We start from the raw sequence: 22,898 nt of genomic DNA on the forward strand, positions 1-22,898 counted from the left end.
TATCAAAAATAAAAGGGCGATAATCATCGCCCTTTTCTTATGTTAAAAACTATTGTTTTTCTATCAAACCAGCTCTTCTTAAAAGTGCTTCTGGTTGTGGTTCTTTACCTCTAAAACGCTTGTAAAGTGTCATTGGGTCTTCGGTTCCACCTTGCGATAATATGTTATCCATGAACTTTTGGGCCACTTGTTTGTTGAAGATGCCCTGTTCTGTGAAATACTCAAAAGCATCTGCGTCTAAAACTTCGGCCCATTTATAACTGTAGTATCCGGAAGAATAGCCTCCTTGGAAAATATGGGAAAATGAGGTGCTCATACAGTTTTCTGGAACATCTGGGTAGAGTCTCGTGCTTTCAAAAGCTTCGATTTCATGTTTCTTCACATCCGCAATTGGTGAAGGATCCTGACCGTGCCAGCTCATATCCAAAAGGCCAAAACTCAGTTGTCTTAAGGTTTGCATACCTTCATGGAACGTTGCTGATTCCTTAATTTTATTCACTAATTCCATTGGAATTAATTCGCCAGTTTCGTAGTGCTTAGCAAACAATTCCAAAGCTTCTTTTTCATAGCACCAGTTTTCCAAAACTTGGCTCGGAAGCTCTACAAAATCCCAGAATACGCTGGTTCCTGATAAACTAGGGTAGGTGGTGTCAGCCAACATACCGTGCAGGGCATGACCAAATTCGTGGAACAACGTAGTCACTTCATTGAAGGTTAATAATGAAGGTTTGCTTTTTGTAGGTTTTGTAAAATTGCACACAATGGAAATATGAGGTCTTTCATTGGTGCCATTTTTTCTAAATTGTGGTTTGAAAGATGTCATCCACGCACCGTTTCTTTTTCCCGGTCTAGGAAAAAAGTCGGCGTAGAAAATGGCTACTAAATCACCTTGTTCATTAGTAACTTTATAGGTAAGAACATCTGTATGGTATTTGTCAATATCATGAATTTCTTCAAAATGAAGTCCATATAGTTTTTTAGCCACCGTAAAAGACCCATCAATTACATTTTCTAATTTGAAATACGGCTTTAGTTTCTCGTCATCCAAATCAAAAAGTTTTTGCTTCAATTTTTCAGCGTAATAAGAAGAATCCCATTTTTGAAGCACTTCAATGCCGTCCAATTCTTTGGCAAACTCTTGTAGGTTGGCAAACTCACGTTCTGCTGCAGGTTTGGCTTTGTCAAGTAATTCATAAAGGAATTTGTTGACGTTGTCTGGGGTTTTAGCCATACGCTCTTCCAAAACAAAATGGGCATGGGTTTTATAGCCCAAAAGGTTGGCGCGTTGGTAACGAAGTTTAGCAATTTGCAAAACGTTTTCCTGATTGTCCAGCTTATCGTTTTTGAATGCTTTGGCTCCAAAGGCAATGGCCAATTTTTTGCGTAATTCCCTGTTGCTGGCATAGGTCATGAACGGAATGTAGCTAGGGTAATCCAAGGTGATAATCCAACCCTCCACGTTTTTGGATTCTGCCAATTGTTTGGCTGCTTCTTTAGCACCCTCTGGCAGTCCCTCCAAATCGTCTTCATTGGTAATGACCATCTCGAAGTTGTTGGTTTCTGCCAGTACATTTTCGCCAAACTTCAACTTAAGCTGACTTAAATTTTTGTCAATTTCCCGTAGCTGTTGCTTTTTGTCTTCGGGTAAGTTGGCCCCGTTTCTTGAAAAGCTTTTATATTTTTTATCCAATAAGGTGTGCTGTTCCGTAGTCAACTCCAATTCATCTTTCACCTCATAAACTGCCTTGATACGTTTAAAAAGATCCTCGTTTAAAGTGATGTCATTACTGAATTCCGATAATAAAGGAGAAACCTCTTGCGCTATTTTTTGAATTTGGTCATTGGTTTCAGCAGAATTTAAGTTGAAAAAAATGCTCGAAATACGATCCAATTGTTCCCCGGAAAAATCCAAAGCTTCCACCGTATTTTGAAATGTTGGCGCTTCCGGATTAGTGGTAATAGCATCAATTTCGGCTTTAGCCTGAGCAATTCCTTCTTTGAAAGCTGGGAGAAAATCTTCGTTTTTTAGTTTTGAGAATGGGGCTGTATTGAACGGCGTATCAAATGGTTTGTTGAGAATATTCATATGGAGGCATTAATTTGACCTAGGTTGTACTCCTTTTCTTTAGGACGACAATTTTAGGATTAATTAACGATATTTTTTGATTTGTTTTTGAATTATATTGCTACTTTTGTCCTCGAATCATTAAAGGCGTCAGAAATGACTCTTAAAATAATTGATTAATAGCTTTAAAACCTCGACTTCCGTCGAGGTTTTTTTATTTATAGGTTTTTGGCCGATTCTATTACGGCAGCTTTAAGTCCTTCTTTGTAAACCATAATTTTATCCAAGACACATTTATCGGAGCTTCCAATAATTTGTGCTGCCAAGATACCTGCATTTTTGGCGCCGTTTAAGGCAACAGTTGCCACAGGCACACCGCCTGGCATTTGTAAAATAGACAGTACAGAATCCCAACCGTCAATAGAATTGCTGCTTTTTACAGGAACTCCAATAACAGGAAGAGGAGATAAGGACGCAATCATACCTGGTAGGTGAGCGGCTCCACCAGCGCCAGCAATAATTACTGAAAACCCTCTGGTATGGGCATTTTTGCCATAGTCGAACAGTTTTTCAGGAGTACGATGAGCGGAAACAATATCCACTTCAACTTCAATGTCGAATCCTTTTAAAATATCAATAGCGTCCTGCATTACTGGCAGGTCGCTCTTACTTCCCATGATGATTCCTACTTTACTCATATTTTATTCGCTTATTACTTTTATTGTACTTTTTACTTGTTCGGCAACCCTTCTTGCTTCACTGATGTCTTCATTTACGATGGTAACATGACCCATTTTTCTAAATGGTCGTGTTTGCTTTTTACCATAAATATGCGGGGTTACGCCATCCAGTTTCATGATGTCTTCAATGTTTTGGTAGACCACATTTCCTGTATGACCTTCAGCACCTACTAAATTAACCATAATTCCGCCAACTTTATTATCGGTGTTTCCTAAAGGTAAGTTTAAAATGGCTCTTAGGTGTTGTTCAAATTGCGATGTGTAGCTAGCCTCAATGGTTTGGTGACCAGAATTGTGAGGTCTTGGTGCTACTTCGTTCACCAAAATTTCGTCATCTTTTGTTTGGAACATCTCTACGGCCAATAGTCCTACATGTTGAAATGCCTCCGATACTTTTAAGGCTACTGCCTTAGCTTTTTCGGCTACTTTATCGTCTATCCTTGCCGGACAAATAACGTACTCCACTTGGTTGGCTTCTGGGTGAAATTCCATTTCTACCACAGGATATACTTTCATTTCTCCATCTGGAGTTCTTGCCACAGTAACCGCCAATTCATTTTTGAAAGGCACCATTGTTTCAGCAATGCACTCCACATTTGGCAGTTCCTTTAAATCTGCTATCTCTCGAACAATTTTCACCCCATTGCCATCATATCCAAATTGGGCACTTTTCCAAACAAATGGTAAAGTAAGACCTCCATTGTGGATGGCTTCCTCGATTTCAGAAGTGTAGGCAAATCGGTTAAAATCTGCGGTAGGTATGTTGTGGTCTCTGTAGAAGAGTTTTTGGGTAGCTTTATTTTGAATGCTTCTCAAGGTTTTGGAAGCAGGGTATACTTTAATCCCTTCTTTTTCCAAGGCTTCAAGAGCATCTACATTTACGTTTTCAATTTCAAAGGTAAGAACATCTACCTGCTTACCGAAGTTATAAACGGTATCAAAGTCCATTAAATCCCCTTGTTGGAATTGGTTACAGGCAATTTTACAAGGCGCTTCGTTACTTGGATCAAGGACGTAGGTGGCAATGTCAAACTTTCTGGTGTCATAGAGCATCATTTTGCCCAATTGCCCACCACCAAGAATACCTAGTTTAAATTCAGAAGAGAATAAATTCATATGTATTTCCCAGAAAAAGGGAGTTGTTTTAGTTATACTTCAATCTTATAATGAGGCTACAAAAGTACAAATCAAAACCCTGTGAAAAAACTAAAAAACAAAACAATCTAAAGCAGAATTCGCAAATCGTTACTCAAATGATTATCTTTGCGTTTCTAAAATTAAAAACAAGTGATCAAACTTCACGACTTATACTTTAAACCATTTGTTTCAGAACAAGAATTGGAGGGGACCGTACAGCGTATGGTGGACCAAATTTCTGAAGATTTGAAGGATGAGGTGCCCGTGTTTGTTGGGATTTTAAATGGATCGTTCATGTTTGTGAGCGATTTTGTAAAAAAATACCCTAAACCATGTGAGGTGACCTTTATTAAACTGGCATCCTACGAAGGCTTGAAGTCTTCCGAAGATATCCAGAGATTGATTGGCCTTACCCAGGATTTATCGGGACGTACGGTTGTAATTTTGGAAGACATTATTGATTCCGGAAGGACATTGGCAGAAGTGCACAGGATCTTTAAAAATGAGAATGTGAAGAAACTGATTATTGCCACTTTGTTCTTTAAACCGGAAGCGTACAAAAGAGATTTTAAACTTCATTATGTAGGTTTGGAAATTCCCGACAAATTTATTGTAGGCTACGGATTGGATTACGATGGATTGGGAAGGGACTTGCCTACCATATACCAATTAAAAACCACACAACACATGACAAACTTGGTACTATTTGGACCTCCAGGCGCCGGAAAAGGAACACAAGCAGAATTTTTAAAACAGAAATACAATTTGGTACACATCTCTACAGGTGATGTGTTTCGATACAACATTAAAAATGAAACAGCCTTGGGAATGTTGGCTAAGTCCTACATTGATAAAGGTGAATTGGTTCCAGACCAGGTTACAATTGATATGTTGAATGCAGAAGTTGAAAAGAATGCCGATGCCAATGGGTTCCTTTTTGACGGATTTCCACGTACCAATGCACAGGCAGAAGCTTTGGATAAGTTAATGGATAGCAAGGATTCTCAAATCAATGCTATGATTGCTTTGGAAGTTGACGATGAAGTATTGGTTGAGCGTTTGTTGGAGCGCGGAAAAACTAGTGGAAGAGCTGATGATGCCGATGAAAGCATTATTAGAAACCGAATTGTGGAATACTACAATAAAACAGCCATTTTAAAGGATTACTATTCAGCCCAAAACAAATATTTTGGAGTGGATGGTGTTGGAAGTATCAAAGATATTACTGAAAGACTAAGCGCGGTAATTGACAAGTTGTAATGGAGACGGTATCTGTTGGAATTTTTCAAGGAGCCTTGTTGATTGTTGCTCTGATTGGCGTACTGCTACCTTTGTTGGCACTAATTAGTGTTTTGAGAGGTAGGTTTAACGGTAACGAAAAGTTACTTTGGGCGCTGGTGGTAATATTTGCACCTTTTCTTGGTTCTATTTTGTATTTCGCCATAGGAAGATCCAAGCGTTTATCTTAAGTAGCTATTTAGATATTAAAACACAGACCTTTATATACAAGGAATAATATGACGGAAGGAAATTTTGTAGATTATGTAAAAATCCATGTGTCTTCTGGTAAAGGAGGCCAAGGGTCTGCTCATTTACATCGTGAAAAGTACATTGCCAAAGGTGGTCCCGATGGGGGTGACGGTGGTCGTGGAGGACATGTTATTATTCGAGGGAATAGTAACCTGTGGACATTACTTCACCTAAAGTTTAAACGACACGTCCGTGCTGGACATGGAGAAAACGGAAGCAAGGCCAGGAGTACAGGGGCCGATGGAGAGGATATGTACATCGATGTGCCTTTGGGAACGGTTATACGGGATACCGAAACCAATAAAATTCTATTTGAAATTACCGAGGACCAAGAAGAAAGAATCTTGGCCGAAGGTGGCATGGGAGGTCGCGGAAACTGGCATTTTAAGTCGGCTACAAACCAAACACCTCGCTATGCGCAACCAGGAATGCCTCTTGAAGAAAAGGATGTTACTTTGGAGCTTAAGGTGCTGGCAGATGTTGGTTTGGTAGGATTTCCAAATGCAGGGAAATCTACTTTGCTATCTGTGATTACTTCAGCAAAGCCTAAAATAGCGGATTACGAGTTTACGACATTGAAGCCTAATTTGGGGATAGTGGAATACCGCGATTTCCAAACCTTTGTAATGGCCGATATTCCTGGGATTATTGAAGGTGCTGCCGAGGGGAAAGGATTGGGACATTATTTCTTGCGTCACATCGAGAGAAATTCTATTTTACTGTTTTTGGTGCCTGCCGATGCCAATGACATTTTAGAGCAATACAATATTTTGTTGGATGAGTTAAGGCGTTATAATCCAGAAATGTTGGATAAGGAACGTATGGTAGCCATCTCAAAATGTGATATGTTGGATGATGAACTCAAAGCAGAACTAAAGGAAGAATTGGATAAGAGTTTGCCAATTCCGTATATGTTTATTTCCTCTGTAGCTCAACAAGGGATTACCCAACTTAAAGACAAACTATGGAAAATGCTTAATCCATAGAGACGATTACATCTAAAAACAAAAAAGGCTTGGAAAGTTTCATTTTTCAAGCCTTTTTTGTTTTTTTACGCTTCCAACCATTAAATAATGAAAGCTTATCTAAAAAGTATTGTAGAATTTAACGACAATAATAAAAGTAGGTTTTTTGCCTTTTTTATTCAAGCGCTAATTTTTGTTTCAATAGTGACTTTTTCTATTGAGACTATCCCTAATTTAAAACCTCAAATAAAAGCAGTTTTGAATTTCATCGAACTGTTTAGCGTTATTGTTTTTAGTATTGAATATTTGCTAAGAATATATGTGGCAGATAAAAAGTTTAAATTCATTTTTAGCTTTTTCGGAATAATTGATTTGTTAGCTATTTTACCTTTTTATTTATCATTTGGAATAGATTTAAGGTCGTTAAGAGCGCTAAGATTTTTGAGGTTGATTCGCATTCTGAAATTGGTGAGATACAACAAGGCACTGCGTCATTTTTCTCAAGCGATTAAAATGGCTAAAGAAGAGATTTTTCTTTTTTTGATAGTCACATTTATTCTTATCTATTTTGCGGCTGTAGGGATTTATTATTTTGAAAATTCAGCTCAGCCAGAGGTGTTTTCTTCGGTTTTTGATAGTCTTTGGTGGGCTATAGTTACACTTACTACAGTTGGATATGGCGATGTATATCCAGTTACAGTGGGAGGTAAAGCCTTTACTTTTTTTATTTTATTGATTGGTTTGGGAATTATTGCAATTCCAACAGGAATAATATCTTCAGCTTTAACAAAGTCTATTGACAGTAAAAATGCAGATTTGGAAGAATAACTTTCTCCTCTTTCTTTTTGTATCTTTATAAGAAAAATGAAGAACCGTTTTTCCGTCTTTATCTGCCTTCTTTTTTTGTCCTTGGTTGCTTGCGCTCCAGTTAGGGTTAATTATGATTATGAAAGGAACACAGATTTTTCTAAATATAAAACCTATAACTACTTTCAGGATTTAAATATTGGTATGAGTGAATTGGATGCCAATCGGTTTTTGGATGCCTTGGATGCTGCTATGGCAGCTAAGGGCATGATGCTGTCTGATTCTCCAGATTTTTTAATAAATGTTCAGAGTAATGCCTATAACGTGGGAAGTCAAAGTTCCGTGGGCGTTGGTTTTGGTGGTAGCGGCAGAAATATGGGAGGAGGCATTTCTGTGGGAATTCCTGTTGGGCAATCTACCTTAAACAGGCAGATTCAAGTAGATTTTGTGGATCCCCAAGGAGGAGGCTTGTTTTGGCAGGCGATAAGTGAAGATTCCTTTTATCAAGATGATGCTCCTGAAGCTAAAGAAGCAAAATTTAAAACAATTGCAACTGAGATTTTAAAGGGGTACCCTCCAACAAAAAAATAAATTAAATAATTGCATAAATAGAAGTTGTAAAATAAAATCATGGAAACATTAGAACATAAGGTTGCTCTAATTTCAGGAGGAACAAAAGGAATTGGTTTTGGCATTGCCCAATCATTAATGGCACAAGGAGTGAATGTGGCAATCACGAGCAGAAGCAGTGCTACTGCACATGAAGCAGCAGGAATGTTAAATGCCCATAAAACGACTAAGGCCAAAGCTATTGGAGTAAAGGGGGATGTAAAGGATTTTGAAAGTATAAAGGAAGCAGTGGCCGATGTTTTGAGTGAGTTTGGACAATTGGATATTTTGGTTGCAAACGCGGGAGTTGGACATTTTGATTCTGTTGAGGATTTAAGTGTAGAGGATTGGAAAGATACTATTGATACCAATCTTTCGGGAGTATTTTATACTCTTAAAGCTGGAGTTGAAGCTTTGAAAAAATCAAAGGGATATTTTATAACCATTTCCAGTTTAGCGGGAACCAATTTTTTTGCGAATGGTTCGGCTTATAATGCCAGCAAATTTGGGGTGACAGGATTTACCCAGGCTGCAATGCTCGACTTGAGAAAGTACGGAATTAAGGTGAGCACTATTATGCCTGGCTCTGTGGCTACTTATTTTAATAACCATGTGCCAAATGATAGTGATGCTTGGAAAATACAGAGTGAGGATATTGGCGAGTTGGTTGTGGATTTAGTTAAAATGAATCCTAGGACGTTGCCGAGTAAAATAGAAGTGAGACCATCGATGCCTCCAAGTAAATAGTAAATGAGCCCACTTTAGCGGGCTTTCTTTTTGTTAATTTTTAATGACTTTTTTTGTTGCAATAAGAATATTATTGGCGTAGAAATTGGCCAAGTAGATACCACTTTCAAGCTGACTGATGTCTAGTTGGGTTGTACCATTATTCAATTGTGAGGAGAAGATTTGTTTTCCGTTTAAAGCACTAATTCCCACTGAAAGGTTCTGATTGGGTATTCTTGAATTTCAAAATATACGCATCTTTGTAAAAACAAGAAAGTGTCATTATCTTTAATACTACAAGAACATTAACTCTATGCGTTGGTTGATTTTATTAATCTTTTTGCCTTTGGTTGGGTTTGGTCAATTGGATCGGAAATTGGTTCGGACTTTGATCGAGAAAAAGGAATTCTCCCGTGCAGAAAAATTGCTGTTACCTCATACTGATAGTTTTGAAGATTTGGAAGCCATAGAGTTGTTGGGAGACGTTTATGGTCACCAAAAAGAATGGGATAAAGCGATTATAGAGTATGAAAAGTTGGTAGCGATACGTCCTAATATTGCTAATTATCAATACAAATATGGAGGCGCCTTAGGCATGAAAGCACTAAGCATCAATAAAATTAGGGCATTGGCTATTATTGGAGACGTGGAGGAGGCGTTCTTAAAAGCGGCTAGTTTGGACCCAACTCATATTGATACTAGGTGGGCCTTGGTAGAGTTGTATGTGAAGCTCCCCATAATTTTAGGTGGCGGCTTAGATAATGCTATGCAATATGCTATTCAGCTGGAGGAACTGTCTTTGGTAGATGGCTATTTGGCTAAGGGTTTTGTGTATTTTAATGGAGAGAATTTTGGCTTGGCCGAAACCTATTATAAAAAGGCCGTTGTGGTTGGTGGCTCTTTAACTTGTTATAAGAAGCTTATAGAATTTTATATGTCGCAAGACGAATTGGAAAAGGCACTGAAGAATCTCCAAGAAGCTTATGTTAAATATCCAAGTGAAGCTCTTTTGAGTCAAATTGTGGAGATTGAACAAAAAATGTAATCTTAAAAGTTACGTGCAAAACTTATGTAAGGAAGCTTCGGCCTTACAGCAGCAATCCTTATATTTGAACACTTACAAACCTATGTTATGAACGTACATTTTATAGCTATTGGCGGGGCAGCAATGCATAATTTAGCCATCGCATTACACAATAAAGGATATCAGGTAACTGGAAGCGATGATGAAATTTTTGATCCTTCCAAATCAAGATTGGAAAGTAAAGGCTTGTTGCCAGAAGCCTATGGATGGTTTCCTGAAAAAATTACTGCCGATTTAGATGCTGTAGTTCTAGGAATGCATGCCAAAGCTGATAATCCTGAACTTTTAAAGGCTCAGGAATTAGGATTGAAAATCTATAGCTATCCTGAATTTTTGTACGAACAATCCAAGCATAAAACACGTGTTGTTATTGGTGGAAGTCATGGTAAGACCACGATTACATCCATGATTTTACATGTTATGAATTATCATGATATTGATGTTGATTTTATGGTGGGTGCCCAACTGGAGGGTTTTGATGTTATGGTAAAACTTACCGATGACAATGATTTTATTGTTTTGGAAGGTGACGAATATTTAAGTTCTCCGATAGATCGAAGACCGAAGTTTCATTTATACCAACCCAACATTGCTTTGTTGAGTGGGATTGCTTGGGATCATATCAATGTATTTCCAACTTTTGATAATTATGTGGAGCAGTTCAAAATTTTTGTGGACAGTATTGTTAAGGGAGGAAGTATTTCATATAATGCCGAAGATGAAGCGCTGAAACGCGTTGTAGAAGCCAGTGAAAATACGATTAGAAAGTTGCCTTACTATACACCAGAATATACTGTTGAAGATGGGGAAACTCTATTGGAAACACCAGAGGGACCACTTCCTATTGAAGTATTTGGAAAGCATAATTTGAACAATCTCGCTGGAGCCAAGTGGATTTGTCAGCATATGGGGGTAGATGAAGATGATTTTTACGAAGCCATTGCAACTTTTAAAGGAGCTAGTAAGCGATTAGAAAAGATTACAGAAGGAAAAACATCCGTGGCCTATAAAGATTTTGCACATTCTCCAAGTAAGGTGTCGGCCACGACAACGGCTATGAAAGAACAATATCCAGACAAAACTGTAGTGGCTTGTTTGGAGTTGCATACTTATAGTAGTTTGAATGCCGAATTTTTAAAAGAATACAAAGGTGCTCTGGATGCTGCCGATGTGGCTGTGGTGTTCTATTCACCTCATGCAGTAAAGATTAAGCAATTGGAAGAGGTGACGCATCAACAAATAGCGGATGCATTCGAAAGGGACGACCTCATTATCTATACCGATCCAGAATCGTTTAAAGACTATTTGTTTTCACAGGATTTTACCAATAAAGCTCTATTGTTAATGAGTTCAGGAAATTATGGAGGACTTGATTTTAATACTGTAAAATCAATTATCAAATAATTGCTTGTTGGGTATTTTGAATGTTCTTGGTTTTAAAATACCTGTAGCATTCAATATTTAAAAATATAAGCAACATGCCATAAACACTATCCTCAATAGGGATGGTGGCAATCCTAATACCAAGGTTTTCACTATTGTTATACCAAACAATGGGAGCGTCCAGCAAAGAACCTGTTAAAATGCCGTTGCTCGCAAAAAAAAACGGTAATATACAGAGGTAAGTGAGGTAATGAAAAGCTAGGTCGACTTTTTTGAGTTTTAGGTAGATTAAATACAGTGAGCAAAGGCCAAAGGCGCTGAGCGTATAGAGTTTTTCAAAATTTAAAACTGCAACAATCGTAAAAACGACAATTAGAATTGTCGTGATTTTTGCCTGAATTGTGTTCAATGGATTCTTTGCAATCAGTGAGTTTAGGGAGAAATAAGTAAACACACAGGCAAAGGGAATACAGATAAAAAATAGAATTTCTTCAATAGGTAAATCGGCAATATTTATTCTTAGTAAATAGTCGCTGTTAAATCCCCAAACTCCAATATTGGTGAAATACCAATCCCAAATTAAAAATAAAAAGGTCACTATTACATTGGCCTTAAAAAAGGCTTTCCAATCTTTATAAAAAGGGTATTTCCTGTAGAAACTAGCAATAACAGGAATAAGGATACAGGCAAAATTTACAAGTAGATAGGTGTAGGGCCTCATTATGCTTTGAACTGTTTATGAAATTTTTTGGGAACCCATAGCATTCCGAAGCATTCGCCGTCTTCCTTTTCCAAATGTTTGTGATGTACTTTATGCGCTTTTCTTAGTCCAATAAGGTATTTGTTCTTGATGTTTTTAAACCATTTAAAGCGTTGATGAATTAAAACATCATGGATTAAGAAGTAAGCAATGCCATAGAAAAAAATGCCGAAGCCAATAAAAAACATGAAGTTTAATTTTGGAATGGCTCCAAAATAGAATAGCGCTATACTGGGGATGGCAAAAATGATGAAAAAAGCATCGTTTTTCTCAAATACATGAGGGTATTTAGGTTGGTGGTGATCTTCATGGAGATACCATAAAAAGCCATGCATGACATATTTATGGGTAAACCAAGTAACCAATTCCATAAAGGAGAATGTGAGAACGGTAATTGCTATGTACAATAGAATTTCCATACCAATATGTTTTAGATAAAATTTAATTTAAAGCGTATGTAAGCCTTTGTTAAGATAAGAATTTTTAAGGGGTTAGAGATTCTAATGCGCTCATTTAATATATGTTTGGAATCCAATCTCTTTAGTTTTTTCAATAAATTTAAATAGTATTTATAGGCTAAATACACACCTAATCTACTTTCAAGCGGCAACACCACAATACCTTTGAAGGCTTCACGAAAATCATTTTCAATATCTTCAATAATGTCTTTTTTGTTGAGTTCAGATAGGGAATTGTTGTTTACATTAGGAAAGTAGGAGCGACCTAGTATTTCCATATCGTCTTTAAAATCTCTTAAGAAATTGACCTTTTGAAACGCCGAACCCAAGTATTGTGCTGGTGTTTTCAAAAGCTGAAACATGTCTTCGTCATTATTGGTGAAAACTCTTAGACACATAAGACCAACTACATCGGCGGAGCCATAAATATAATTTTCGTAGGCCTCTTTGGTGGTATAGTCTTTTATTTTTAAATCCATTTCCATTCGCTTCAAGAAATCATCGGCATAGGTATGCAGGTCATATTTCCACGCTACTTCTTGAAAGGCGTTTAATATTGGGTTTAAGCTAATTTTTCGTTCTATGGCTTTTTGGTATTCCTCTTTAAACTCTTCAAATAACACCTCTTGATCGTACTCGTGGAAGGAATCGACAATTTCATCGGCATAGCGTACAAACCCATAGATGGCATAAATGGTAGGTCTAATGGAAGGTGCAAAAAGTTTAATGCCCATGGAAAAGGAAGTGCTGTACTCTTGGGTTACAATTTTGCTGCATTTGAGGCTGGAAGTGTCAAAAAGTGCTTTCATAGTTTGGTGTGTTTTTGAATCAGTTCACTAACAATTTTTCCGGAGATAAGAGAAGGTGGTACTCCGGGGCCCGGTACGGTAAGCTGTCCGCAGAAATAGAGGTTGTTAACTTTTTTGCTTTTTAATTTAGGGCGTAATACATGGGTTTGCATGAGGGTGTTTGCCAAGCCATAAGCATTCCCTTTATAGGCATTATAGTCCTCTTTGAAATTGTTGATACAGTAGGATTCCTTAAAAAGAATATGGTCAAAAAGTGGTTGGTCCGTTAGGTGTTCCAAACGCTCTATAATTTGCTTGAAGTAATGATTTCTGATAAGTTCATTGTCTTCTAAATCTGGTGCTAATGGAATTAAGAAAATGCCAGCCTCTTTACCTTCGGGAGCTGTTGTGGCATCTGTAATACTAGGGAAACTGGCATAAAAGAGTGGATTGTCGGGCCATTCTTTGGTGTTGTATATGGTTTTGGCATGAATCTCAAAATCACTGTCAAAGCAAAGCGTATGATGAGATACGTTGCTAAGTTTTTTGTCGAAACCTACGTAAAACAATAGCGCTGAAGGGGCGAAGGTTTTCTTGTTCCAATAGGCTTCAGAATACTGTCTGAACTGTTTTGGAAGCAAGGTTTCGGTATGATGGTAATCGGCGCCGCTTAAGAGGATGTCGCAAGTATATTCTTCGGAGCTTGTTTTGACAGAAGTAACGGATTTTTTTTCAATATTTATCGATTTCACCGGGCTATTGCTGAGTATGTTCACTCCTAGGCTTTCGGCTAAATCTTTCATAGCTTCAACTACCATATACATACCGCCTTCAGGATGCCAAGTTCCCAATTTAAAGTCGGCGTAGTTCATGAAATTGTAAAAGGATGGCGTGTTGCTGGGTTTGGCACCTAGGAACAGCACGGGGAATTCTAATATTTGCTGCAGCTTTTCATCTTTGACATAGTGGGAAATATCTTTTTTGATACTGGTAGCAAATCGGTTTAATTTAGTGACTGTTTTTAAAGTCACAATTTCTGTGACAGATTCCCCGGGTTGATATACCAAATCCTTGATGGCAAGGTTGTAGTTGTCTTCAGACTTATCTATAAACTTTTGTAAGGAGTTACCACTTTGGGGTTCTATGTTTTCGAAAGTTGCTTTAATGTCTTCAAAATCGGCCGAAATTGAAACGCTATCTTGTTGTCCAAAATATATTTGATAGGCTGGATCCAATTTTTTTAGGTTGTAGAAATTGGAAGGATGCGTATTGAAATCTTCAAAAAAACGTTCAAAAACATCCGGCATCCAATAGAAGGTTGGACCAATATCAAACGTAAAACCATCACGTTTCAGCTGTCGGGCTCGTCCTCCAACCGTGTCGTTTTTCTCCAGAATAGAAACGTCAAAACCAGCCTGAGCCAAGTAACAGCTGGCAGAAAGGGATGAAAATCCTGAGCCTATAATGATTATTTTCTTCTTGGCCATCTTACTAAAGTTAGCATTTTTTTCTTACATACAAAACCGGTAACCATTTGTAGATTACCGGTTTTCAACCAATTAACCAACCAACGTAAAAACGTACATCATGAGTACGTGCTATATTAATTAGGCAATAGTACTTGGTCAATAATGTGGATTACACCATTGCTAGCAGTTATATCTGCTGCTGTCACAGAAGCCGCCGCTCCTGTTTCATCAATAATGAATACACCACCATCCAAATCGACCGTAAGCATACCGCCTTGAGCTGTTTCAACCATTTGTCCATCTGTTAAATCTGTAGAATACACTGCAGCGACTGCAACTACATGATAGGTGAGCACACTTGCTAGAAGTGCTTTCTCTTCTTCAGTATCAAAATCTTCTAAACTATTATAGTCAGGTCCTAAAGTATCCAATAGTGCTGCAAAGGCATCGTTTGTTGGTGCGAATACCGTAAATGGACCATCTGTTTGAAGAAGTTCTACCAATCCGGCATCTGCTTGCACAAGTGCAGCAACCAATAAACTCAAGCTTTCATCATTGGAGGCTATCTCAACTATATTTGGAGTACTTAAACTGTTAACAAAATCAATTGCAGCTTGAGGTAATAAAACCTTGTCAATAATATGAGCAACTCCATTAGATGCTAGAATGTCCACTGCAGTAATATTTGCATTGGTATCGGAGGCATCACCTATAACATAAGTACCTCCTGAAGGAATAACGTCAAGTGAATTTCCCGCAAATGCGGTTTCAACCGTGGTTTCGGATAAATCGGTGGAAAGCACATTTGCTGCTAAAACGTGATATAAAACTATATTTCTTAAAAGATCAATTTCTTCTTCAGTATCGAAATCATCTAAACTGTTGTAATCATCACCTAGTGAATCCAAGAGTGCAACAAATGCATCATTGGTAGGAGCGAATACGGTAAATGGACCATCACTATTAAGAGTTTCCACCAAGCCTACTTTAACTACAACATCTTCCAAAATAGATAGGTTTTCTGCTCCTACTACAATATCAACTAAAGTACCTTGATTAATAACATCAATTATTTCTTGAGGGAGCAATACTTTATCTATGATATGGATTACTCCATTGGTAGCTTCCACATTCGCTGTAGTAACATTGGCCTCGGTGGAAGTAGCATCACTTATGGAGACGCCTCCATCTATATTTACTGTGATATTTTCTCCTTGTAGGGTAGTTATGGTCTGTCCATCAGATAAATCGGATGACATTGCTGCTGCTCCTGCAATCACATGATATTGAAGAATTGTTCCTAATAACTCACGTTCTTCTTCGGTGTCGAAATCGGAAAGTGAATTAAAATTGTCTAAAGACCCTAAAAGGTCTGAAAATGCGTCATTTGTTGGGGCGAATACTGTAAAAGGCCCATCTCCACTTAAGGCACCGATTAAGTCGGAGTCGGCATTCTGATCTGCAACGGTAAGTGCTGACACCAAACTACTTAAATCGTCATTTGAGGCCGCTGTTTGAACAATGTTTAAGGTTGGTCCTGAAGGGATGTCGTTAGAGTCGTCATCATCACTACAGGAGGTGTTGAAGGTCACTAAGAAAATAAGTGTAGCAAATTGAAGTATATTTTTCATGTCTAACAATATTTTAGTTAATGTTGTACAAATATATGTAAAATATTTTAATTGTCTAACTTTATGTTAAAATAAGTTCTACATTTTTAAAATGGTATTTTTCAGGGTTTTAAGTTTTTTCTCATTATTTTTATTTAAGTTTGTTATAAATTACTTGAAATGGGGAGCTATTCAATGGCACAGGTGGTGTCAATTACAGGGATAAAATCGCATACATTACGCAAGTGGGAGAGTAGATATAGTTTTTTAACTCCCATGAGAACTGAGACGAATATTCGGTATTACACTGAAGAACAGTTGAAGGCACTTTTGAATATTGGAATTTTAACCAGAAATGGATATAGAATTTCCCAAATAGACAAAATGTCGCCGGAGGCTATCTATGAAGCGGTTTCACAGACCATGACATCTGGTTCAAAGGAAGACGAAATAAACGCCTTGATTGTTGCCATGATTAATTTTGATGAAGCTGAGTTTGATAAGATATTCAAATCTGAGATTGTTAAAGCAGGATTAGTTTCTACCATTACGCACTTAATTTACCCATTCCTTAGGCAGGTTGGAGTTTTGTGGGGCAGTAATAAAGTCATGCCAGCACAAGAGCATTTCATTTCAAATTTAATCCGTCGGAAGATATTCCATTCTGTGGAACTCTTGGCTCCATGTAATAAGAACGCTCCGAAGATGGTCTTGTTTTTGTCGGAAGGCGAATGTCATGAAATAGCTTTGTTATTGGCTTATTACATCACAAGAAGTTCTGGTTGGAATGTGTTTTATCTAGGGCAGAGTGTACCTTATGAAAACTTAGAAAAGGTGGTAAATGCTGTGGAGCCAGATTTATTGATGACCATATATACCTCCAATGATTTGGAGAGAACAGAAGGCAGTATTCAAACCATCCTAGAAATGACTGATATTCCTTTAGTGGTTTCTGGAGGTCCCGTGATTAAAGTAAATCAGGTGGAAGCTTTAGGTCAAAATGCTTCATATCTCAAGGGACCAGGAGATTTAGTGCAATTTTTGCAAAACTTCCAGGTTGAAGCTTAGTTCCTTCTAGTAGGTATATAATATTTGGTCTCCCGAATTAACAATATTGAGGTACACTTGGGTGCCTTCAACTTGAAGATCGGAAACATCAAAGGAAATTGTCTTGGAGATGACGGCATCGCAAAGCTCAAGGTTTAAAAGTGAAAGTCGAAGATTTCTTTGAGGAGGATCGGATTCAAGGATGGCTCCTGAGTCAATAAGCTTAAGATCCCAAGTACTGCCATCGCATCCGCTAGCGTAAAAACTAATTTGCAAACAATCATCATCAATTTCTAAGCTCTCAATAATCAAAGGATCGGCCGCTGCGCTTACGAATTCATCAGAACTTAATATCGTTTCTTGGTCGCAATTGGAAGGTGTTTCACTATTGTCATCATCGTCATTGCAACTGGAAATCATCCCAAATACAAAGACTAAAGAAAATAGGATTATCGAGAAATTACGTTTCATGATGCTTTTTGTTTAAGATGTAAACTTAGCTAATTGGTTGCGTTATTTAGTTGAGAATCTTTAATGCCTAATTTTTTAGCCTTTTATAATGATTTTGCGAGAGGCTATTGGTAAATCTTTTGGAGCTTAGGCATTCAAATTGTAAGGATTTGTCCAAGCTAGAAAATAAGGGGATGCCGTCTCCCAATAAAATTGGGATGGTTGTAATGATGAGCTCATCAATTAAATCTTCTCTTAAAAAGCTTTGAATGAGTTTTCCGCCGTCTATGTAAAGACTGTACATGTCTTTTTCATGGAGCTGCTTTAAGGCATCTTTCACCGTACCCCGTAACAATTGAACATTCGTTTGGTATAACTTGGGAATGGCTTCTAGTGTATTACTAATTACAAAGACAGGGACTTTATAGGGCCAGGGAATATCAAAGCTGCAAACGGTATCAAAGGTATTACGTCCCATAACTATAGCGTCGGTCTCTGCCATAAATGCTTCGTAGCCCATATCGTCGTTCTCTGGGTTCGGAACACTTTCTAGCCATTCTATTCCTCCGTTTTTGTCGGCTATGTAGCCATCCAAACTTGTGGCAATATAAACTCGGTTTTTTTTAGGTGTGTCCATTATTGAAGTTTAATTTTCTGAAAGATATAGGATTTGGATGAATATAATGGTTGAAGGAAAGAACAATTGTTAACAAGTTTAGTTTTAAAGTGTAGATTTTAAGTTATTTAAAATATTGAAAATCAATACTTTTGAAATTATTGATTGGATGGTGTGTGTTATGGGATTTAAAAAGTTGATTAAATTAGCAATTGTTTTTTTGTGGTTTGGAGAGGTATTCGGGCAAACAGGTTGCACAGATCCTTTGGCTAATAATTATGATTCTGAAGCCATGCAAAATGATGGCAGTTGTACTTATGATACAACTATTCTAATCCCTGAAAGTAGTGTCTCATTGGATGAGTCCATGAGGGAAACCTCTGGGTTGATATATTGGATGAGCTCCTTATGGACGCATAATGATAGTGCCGATTCTAATTTATACCAAATAAATCCCACAAACGGAAGTCTATTATCAAGTGTCCCTTTAAATTCTGTTGAAAATATCGATTGGGAAGATATCGCTCAGGATGATAGCTATGTGTATTTGGGTGATTTTGGTAATAATCTACATGGTAACCGCACTGACCTTAGAATTATTAGAATTGAAAAGGCTTCTTTGGGACGAAAGCTTCCCCAATTGGATTTTATTAATTTTTCCTATTCAGATCAAATCGATTTTACCTCGCAAGAAGTTAATAACACCGACTACGATTGCGAGGCTTTAATTGTTTATGACGATGCTATTTTTCTGTTCACCAAGGAATGGGTAAGTCATAGAACCAAACTTTATAAACTGCCCAAAACACCCGGTACTTATGTGGCGCAATTGGAAGATAGCTATGATGTGCAAGGTATGATAACGGGTGCTGAAGTCCATGAACATACCATTGTACTTTCGGGTTACAATGATTTGGTAATGCCTTTTCTCTATCTGTTATACGATTTTAATGGTGAAGACTTTTTTGGAGGTAATAAGCGTAAGTTGGAATTGAGTTTATTTTTACATCAGGTGGAAGGCATCGCGACTTCGAACGGATTGAATTATTATATCACCAACGAGCAGGTTGCCATTTTGGGAATTGATCCACAGTTACATTCACTGGATCTTACTCCTTACTTAGAAAATTCAACTTTGGGTTTGGAAAGCCCTAATGTTAAAACTAATGTTGAGATTGTTCCTAATCCAGGAACGTCTAAAGTAGAAGTCCTGGGGTTGGAAAATAATTACCCCATCACATTCCAAATTGTAGATATGATGGGGCAAGTACTTCAAAAGGAGAGTTGGAATTACAACAACCCTTTATTGATATTTCCGAATTGAGTGTGGGGGTCTACGTGCTAATGTTTCCTAAATCAAATAACCAGTCCCAACTCTTGGTCAAGAAGTAGTCACTTATAATCTGGAGCCAAGTTCCTTCATGGTGTTGATAAATCTAGATGATATGTCTTCTAAGTTGTTATGAATACCTTGTTTTGCAACCCATTTTCCATTGATGATCGTTCCTAAAATATTCGATACATCACTCGTGTACACAAAGGTATTGCAAAGGTGTTTTGTAGAAGCCGTGGCCGCTAATGGTGATTTTGCATCCATAATTACCGCATCAAAAGATTGCCCTACTTTAAAAAAAATGTCTAGATGTTCTCCCATGGCTCTTTTTCCAGCTTTCCAAGCCATTTCAATAGCGTTAAATCCGCTATCTCCGGAATTGGGTTGGAAATAGGTATTGCGTTTATGGGTTGTTAAGCGTTGTCCATAGTCTAAAATACGGAGTTCCTCAAAGGGATTCAATCCTACGTGGCTGTCGGTACCAATACTCCATTGACCATTCAAATTTTTAAAATGGTTGAATCTGAAAAGACCATCTCCTAAATTACCTTCTGTGGAAGGACAAAGTACTACATTGGCCTTTGTTTGGGCAATGCCGGCAACTTCGCGATCGTTTAAATGTGTAGCATGGACCAAATGGAAATTTTCGGTCATTGAGCAATTGTCCAATAACCATTCTACAGGTCGTTTTCCTTGAAGTGCCATGCAATCCTCAATTTCTTTCAACTGCTCAGATACATGAATGTGAAAAGGCAAATCGTTGTTGTAATCCTTGCAAACACTTATAATGTCATTAGGGTCTACAGCTCTTAAGGAGTGAATTCCTATTCCTAAGGACGCATTTTTGTAGGTTTTGGTAGCTTGGTTGGAGCTTTCCAGAAGTTTGTAATAGTCTTCAATAGTTGGAGAAATAAAGCGCTTTTGTTTGTCTTCCGCAGGTTTTCCAAAACCTCCTTTTTGGTAAAACATTGGCACTAAAGTAATGTTGATGCCTGCTCTTTCGGCCGCAGCAATAAGTCGCTCACCATGTTCTGCCAAATTGGAATAAGGCATGCCATTGATGTCGTGGTGTAAATAGTGAAATTCTGCGACGGCGGTATACCCGTGACGAACCATTTCGGCATACAACATCGCGGCAATATCCTCTAGATGTTGAGGAGACATGCTTAGGGCCAAATTGTACATAGCCGTTCTCCAACTCCAAAAGTCGTCAGGGACTCCGGTGCCTTCATGGAGCTCGGCCAAACCAGCCATGGCATATTGAAAGGCGTGGGAGTGAGCGTTTTGAAATCCGGGTAGGGCATAACCGTTTACGTTTTCTCCTTCTGCAGTAGCTTCGGAAGAAATGGATTCAATAATTCCATGGTCATTAACCGTGACAGCTGCATTTTCAAGCCAACCATCATTGGTCAATAATCCTTTAAAAATATATGTGGGCATTAGAGTGTGTTTATAAGATTTTCAAATAATAGTTTTAAGGTTGCTCTTGTGGCATTGGCACGTTCTTCATGATACTTGGTTTCACTGTCGTCCATGTAGTTAGTCTTGGCCATTTCCAATTGAAGCGCGTGAATGTTATTGGCAGGGTTTCCAAAGGAACGTGTAATATGTCCACCTTTAAAAGGGTGGTTATGCTCTAAATCTTTATTGGCGGTTTTCAAGGCGCTCATTGTAGCTTCTATGATAGTTTTGGAAGCTGAGGTTTCATCATTGTCTCCCAAAATCAAATCTGGGAAAGCTTCTTTTCTAATGCCAGGAACTACTTTTCTTATGGAATGAGCATCAAACAACAGGGCTTTACCAAATTTTTGCTTCGTGTCTTCCAGTAAATCCGCTATTTTTTGATGATAAGGACGGTAGTAGTTTTCAATTCTACAGGCGATGTCTTCCTGAGTAGGTAATTCATCTTTGTATAGAGGATCTCCATTGAAATTGGTGGTGGTTACCAAACCTGTAATTACGCGACCGTCATTATAAAGCGGTTTGCTTTCCGGTGTTCTGTTAAGGTCAATGACCCAACGGCTATAGTTGGCCGTAATCATAGTGATACCCATGGCAGGAGCAAAGTCGTATAATTTGTCAATAAACCAATCGGTGTCATCTGGATTATTGGCTTTTTCTGGATATAATTTTGAGGCAATATCTTCTGGAAAAAATGTTCCGGAGTGTGGCGAACTAATGATGATAGGAACCTGTTCCACCTTAGGTTCGATAATATTATAAAGTGTCATAAAAATGAGATCGTTGTCATTTGGAGATACAAAAATACAAGTAATGGTGGAATTTGGCGAAATAAACAGTGGAAGGTCGTAACTTTGCCAAATAATTATTACATTGATAAGATGCATAAAGCAGGTTTTGTAAATATCATAGGAAATCCAAATGTGGGGAAGTCTACCCTCATGAATGCCTTTATAGGAGAGAAATTGTCAATTATCACTTCCAAGGCACAAACTACAAGACACCGTATTTTGGGGATTGTAAATGGGGAAGATTTTCAGGTGGTGTTGTCAGACACGCCGGGAATCATTAAACCTGCCTATGAGCTGCAGGAATCCATGATGGATTTTGTAAAGTCGGCTTTCGAAGATGCCGATGTGCTTTTGTATATGGTGGAAATTGGCGAGCGCGAATTGAAGGATGAAGCCTTTTTCAAAAAAATACAATCCTCAAGCATTCCAGTATTGTTATTGCTGAACAAAATTGATAAGTCCGATCAAGGACAGTTGGAAGAGCAGGTGCAATTGTGGGCCGAAAAGGTGCCTAATGCAGAAATCTATCCTATTTCGGCATTGGAAGGTTTTCAGGTGAAGGAGGTCTTTGATCGTATCATTGAATTGTTACCAGAATCACCACCGTTTTATCCAAAAGATCAGTTGACTGATAAGCCGGAACGTTTCTTTGTGAATGAAACCATTCGTGAGAAAATTTTACTTCACTATAAAAAAGAAGTGCCTTATGCCGTTGAAATTGATACAGAAGAATTCTTCGAAGATGAGGATATCATCAGGATGCGTTCTGTAATCATGGTAGAGCGCGATACCCAAAAAGGAATTATCATTGGGCACAAAGGATCGGCACTTAAGCGAGTGGGTATAGAGGCAAGAAAGGATTTGGAGAAGTTTTTCGGGAAGCAGGTACATCTTGAATTGTATGTAAAAGTGAATAAGAACTGGAGGACTAACCAAAAGCAGCTCAAGCGTTTTGGATATAATCAGAAATAAATAAACAGCACTTTAGGGTGCTTTTTTTTATAGTTTTAAAAACCTACAAAATATCATAGCAAAAACTGTTAATTTAATAGTATCTTTGCAAACTTAA

At 37.9% G+C, this 22,898-nt stretch carries 24 protein-coding genes; 11 read left to right on the plus strand and 13 right to left on the minus strand.

The window, feature by feature from the left end; all coding sequences use genetic code 11:
- Positions 1 to 49 precede the first annotated feature (49 nt).
- From BKM32_RS07960 to BKM32_RS07970, 3 genes are all read right to left on the minus strand, one after another.
- On the minus strand, positions 50 to 2,086 hold the full coding sequence (locus BKM32_RS07960; RefSeq protein ID WP_076663357.1) for a M3 family metallopeptidase: 2,037 nt from the start codon (positions 2,084 to 2,086) through the stop codon (positions 50 to 52).
- Between the two features lie 197 nt (positions 2,087 to 2,283).
- The gene (purE, locus tag BKM32_RS07965; RefSeq protein ID WP_053977350.1) at positions 2,284 to 2,763 is read right to left on the minus strand and encodes a 5-(carboxyamino)imidazole ribonucleotide mutase; all 480 of its coding nucleotides are present in this window, start codon (positions 2,761 to 2,763) and stop codon (positions 2,284 to 2,286) included.
- Positions 2,764 to 2,766: 3 nt separating this feature from the next.
- A complete protein-coding gene (locus BKM32_RS07970) occupies positions 2,767 to 3,921 on the minus strand; it encodes a 5-(carboxyamino)imidazole ribonucleotide synthase (protein WP_076663358.1) in 1,155 nt (384 codons plus the stop codon).
- 171 nt (positions 3,922 to 4,092) lie between these two features.
- Between BKM32_RS07970 and BKM32_RS07975 the strand changes: the two genes are divergently transcribed.
- The 6 genes from BKM32_RS07975 (at position 4,093) to BKM32_RS08000 (ending at position 8,600) form a co-directional block, all read left to right on the plus strand.
- Positions 4,093 to 5,202 carry an adenylate kinase gene (locus BKM32_RS07975; protein ID WP_076663359.1) on the plus strand — a complete coding sequence of 370 codons (1,110 nt, stop codon included), beginning with the start codon at positions 4,093 to 4,095 and terminating at the stop codon, positions 5,200 to 5,202.
- A complete protein-coding gene (locus BKM32_RS07980; RefSeq protein WP_076663360.1) occupies positions 5,202 to 5,411 on the plus strand; it encodes a PLD nuclease N-terminal domain-containing protein in 210 nt (69 codons plus the stop codon). The genes BKM32_RS07975 and BKM32_RS07980 overlap by 1 nt, the downstream gene beginning before the upstream one ends.
- Before the next feature lie 48 nt (positions 5,412 to 5,459).
- Entirely contained in the window at positions 5,460 to 6,458 is a 999-nt protein-coding gene (obgE, locus tag BKM32_RS07985; RefSeq protein ID WP_076663361.1) for a GTPase ObgE, read from the plus strand.
- An 87-nt stretch (positions 6,459 to 6,545) separates the two neighbouring features.
- A complete protein-coding gene (locus tag BKM32_RS07990) occupies positions 6,546 to 7,265 on the plus strand; it encodes an ion transporter (RefSeq protein ID WP_076663362.1) in 720 nt (239 codons plus the stop codon).
- Positions 7,266 to 7,301: 36 nt separating this feature from the next.
- Positions 7,302 to 7,835 carry a DUF4136 domain-containing protein gene (locus tag BKM32_RS07995; RefSeq protein ID WP_076663363.1) on the plus strand — a complete coding sequence of 178 codons (534 nt, stop codon included), beginning with the start codon at positions 7,302 to 7,304 and terminating at the stop codon, positions 7,833 to 7,835.
- 39 nt (positions 7,836 to 7,874) lie between these two features.
- A complete protein-coding gene (locus tag BKM32_RS08000; protein ID WP_076663364.1) occupies positions 7,875 to 8,600 on the plus strand; it encodes an SDR family oxidoreductase in 726 nt (241 codons plus the stop codon).
- A gap of 33 nt (positions 8,601 to 8,633) precedes the next feature.
- Here BKM32_RS08000 and BKM32_RS16660 read toward each other — a convergent pair whose 3' ends face one another.
- A complete protein-coding gene (locus BKM32_RS16660; RefSeq protein ID WP_083702135.1) occupies positions 8,634 to 8,813 on the minus strand; it encodes a T9SS type A sorting domain-containing protein in 180 nt (59 codons plus the stop codon).
- 79 nt (positions 8,814 to 8,892) lie between these two features.
- Here BKM32_RS16660 and BKM32_RS08010 point away from each other — a divergent pair, with 79 nt between their 5' ends.
- Both BKM32_RS08010 and murC read left to right on the plus strand, forming a co-directional pair.
- The gene (locus BKM32_RS08010) at positions 8,893 to 9,624 is read left to right on the plus strand and encodes a lipopolysaccharide assembly protein LapB (RefSeq protein ID WP_076663365.1); all 732 of its coding nucleotides are present in this window, start codon (positions 8,893 to 8,895) and stop codon (positions 9,622 to 9,624) included.
- Positions 9,625 to 9,711: 87 nt separating this feature from the next.
- On the plus strand, positions 9,712 to 11,067 hold the full coding sequence (murC, locus tag BKM32_RS08015; protein ID WP_076663366.1) for a UDP-N-acetylmuramate--L-alanine ligase: 1,356 nt from the start codon (positions 9,712 to 9,714) through the stop codon (positions 11,065 to 11,067).
- Here the strand turns inward: murC and BKM32_RS08020 are convergent.
- From BKM32_RS08020 to BKM32_RS08040, 5 genes are all read right to left on the minus strand, one after another.
- Positions 11,060 to 11,767 carry a lycopene cyclase domain-containing protein gene (locus BKM32_RS08020; protein WP_076663367.1) on the minus strand — a complete coding sequence of 236 codons (708 nt, stop codon included), beginning with the start codon at positions 11,765 to 11,767 and terminating at the stop codon, positions 11,060 to 11,062. The two genes, murC and BKM32_RS08020, sit on opposite strands and share 8 nt — an antisense overlap.
- Positions 11,767 to 12,225 carry a sterol desaturase family protein gene (locus BKM32_RS08025; RefSeq protein WP_076663368.1) on the minus strand — a complete coding sequence of 153 codons (459 nt, stop codon included), beginning with the start codon at positions 12,223 to 12,225 and terminating at the stop codon, positions 11,767 to 11,769. The genes BKM32_RS08020 and BKM32_RS08025 overlap by 1 nt, the downstream gene beginning before the upstream one ends.
- 11 nt (positions 12,226 to 12,236) lie before the next feature.
- Positions 12,237 to 13,073 carry a squalene/phytoene synthase family protein gene (locus BKM32_RS08030; protein ID WP_076663369.1) on the minus strand — a complete coding sequence of 279 codons (837 nt, stop codon included), beginning with the start codon at positions 13,071 to 13,073 and terminating at the stop codon, positions 12,237 to 12,239.
- Positions 13,070 to 14,539, minus strand: coding sequence for an NAD(P)/FAD-dependent oxidoreductase (locus BKM32_RS08035; RefSeq protein WP_076663370.1), 1,470 nt, complete (start codon positions 14,537 to 14,539; stop codon positions 13,070 to 13,072). Before BKM32_RS08035 ends, BKM32_RS08030 begins: the two co-directional genes overlap by 4 nt.
- Before the next feature lie 116 nt (positions 14,540 to 14,655).
- The gene (locus BKM32_RS08040; protein WP_076663371.1) at positions 14,656 to 16,152 is read right to left on the minus strand and encodes a fasciclin domain-containing protein; all 1,497 of its coding nucleotides are present in this window, start codon (positions 16,150 to 16,152) and stop codon (positions 14,656 to 14,658) included.
- A 159-nt stretch (positions 16,153 to 16,311) separates the two neighbouring features.
- On the opposite strand from BKM32_RS08040, the gene BKM32_RS08045 reads away from it, so the two are divergent.
- Positions 16,312 to 17,199 carry a MerR family transcriptional regulator gene (locus tag BKM32_RS08045; protein WP_076663372.1) on the plus strand — a complete coding sequence of 296 codons (888 nt, stop codon included), beginning with the start codon at positions 16,312 to 16,314 and terminating at the stop codon, positions 17,197 to 17,199.
- A 6-nt stretch (positions 17,200 to 17,205) separates the two neighbouring features.
- Here BKM32_RS08045 and BKM32_RS08050 read toward each other — a convergent pair whose 3' ends face one another.
- Positions 17,206 to 17,649, minus strand: coding sequence for a hypothetical protein (locus BKM32_RS08050; protein ID WP_123812085.1), 444 nt, complete (start codon positions 17,647 to 17,649; stop codon positions 17,206 to 17,208).
- A 67-nt stretch (positions 17,650 to 17,716) separates the two neighbouring features.
- Positions 17,717 to 18,265, minus strand: a complete 549-nt coding sequence (locus BKM32_RS08055; RefSeq protein ID WP_076663374.1) for a dihydrofolate reductase family protein — start codon at positions 18,263 to 18,265, stop codon at positions 17,717 to 17,719.
- A gap of 115 nt (positions 18,266 to 18,380) precedes the next feature.
- Here BKM32_RS08055 and BKM32_RS08060 point away from each other — a divergent pair, with 115 nt between their 5' ends.
- Positions 18,381 to 19,568 carry a hypothetical protein gene (locus BKM32_RS08060; RefSeq protein WP_076663375.1) on the plus strand — a complete coding sequence of 396 codons (1,188 nt, stop codon included), beginning with the start codon at positions 18,381 to 18,383 and terminating at the stop codon, positions 19,566 to 19,568.
- A gap of 72 nt (positions 19,569 to 19,640) precedes the next feature.
- Here BKM32_RS08060 and hutF read toward each other — a convergent pair whose 3' ends face one another.
- Complete coding sequence (gene hutF, locus BKM32_RS08065) at positions 19,641 to 21,017, minus strand: formimidoylglutamate deiminase (RefSeq protein WP_076663376.1); 1,377 nt, start codon at positions 21,015 to 21,017, stop codon at positions 19,641 to 19,643.
- Complete coding sequence (locus BKM32_RS08070) at positions 21,017 to 21,925, minus strand: N-formylglutamate amidohydrolase (RefSeq protein WP_253187435.1); 909 nt, start codon at positions 21,923 to 21,925, stop codon at positions 21,017 to 21,019. The genes hutF and BKM32_RS08070 overlap by 1 nt, the downstream gene beginning before the upstream one ends.
- Between BKM32_RS08070 and era the strand changes: the two genes are divergently transcribed.
- Positions 21,920 to 22,801: a GTPase Era gene (era, locus tag BKM32_RS08075; protein ID WP_053977368.1), complete on the plus strand. Its 882-nt coding sequence runs from the start codon at positions 21,920 to 21,922 to the stop codon at positions 22,799 to 22,801. The genes BKM32_RS08070 and era overlap by 6 nt on opposite strands.
- Positions 22,802 to 22,898 lie beyond the last annotated feature (97 nt).

This window comes from Mangrovimonas sp. DI 80, from assembly GCF_001975575.1.
Lineage (GTDB): Bacteria > Bacteroidota > Bacteroidia > Flavobacteriales > Flavobacteriaceae > Mangrovimonas_A > Mangrovimonas_A xylaniphaga.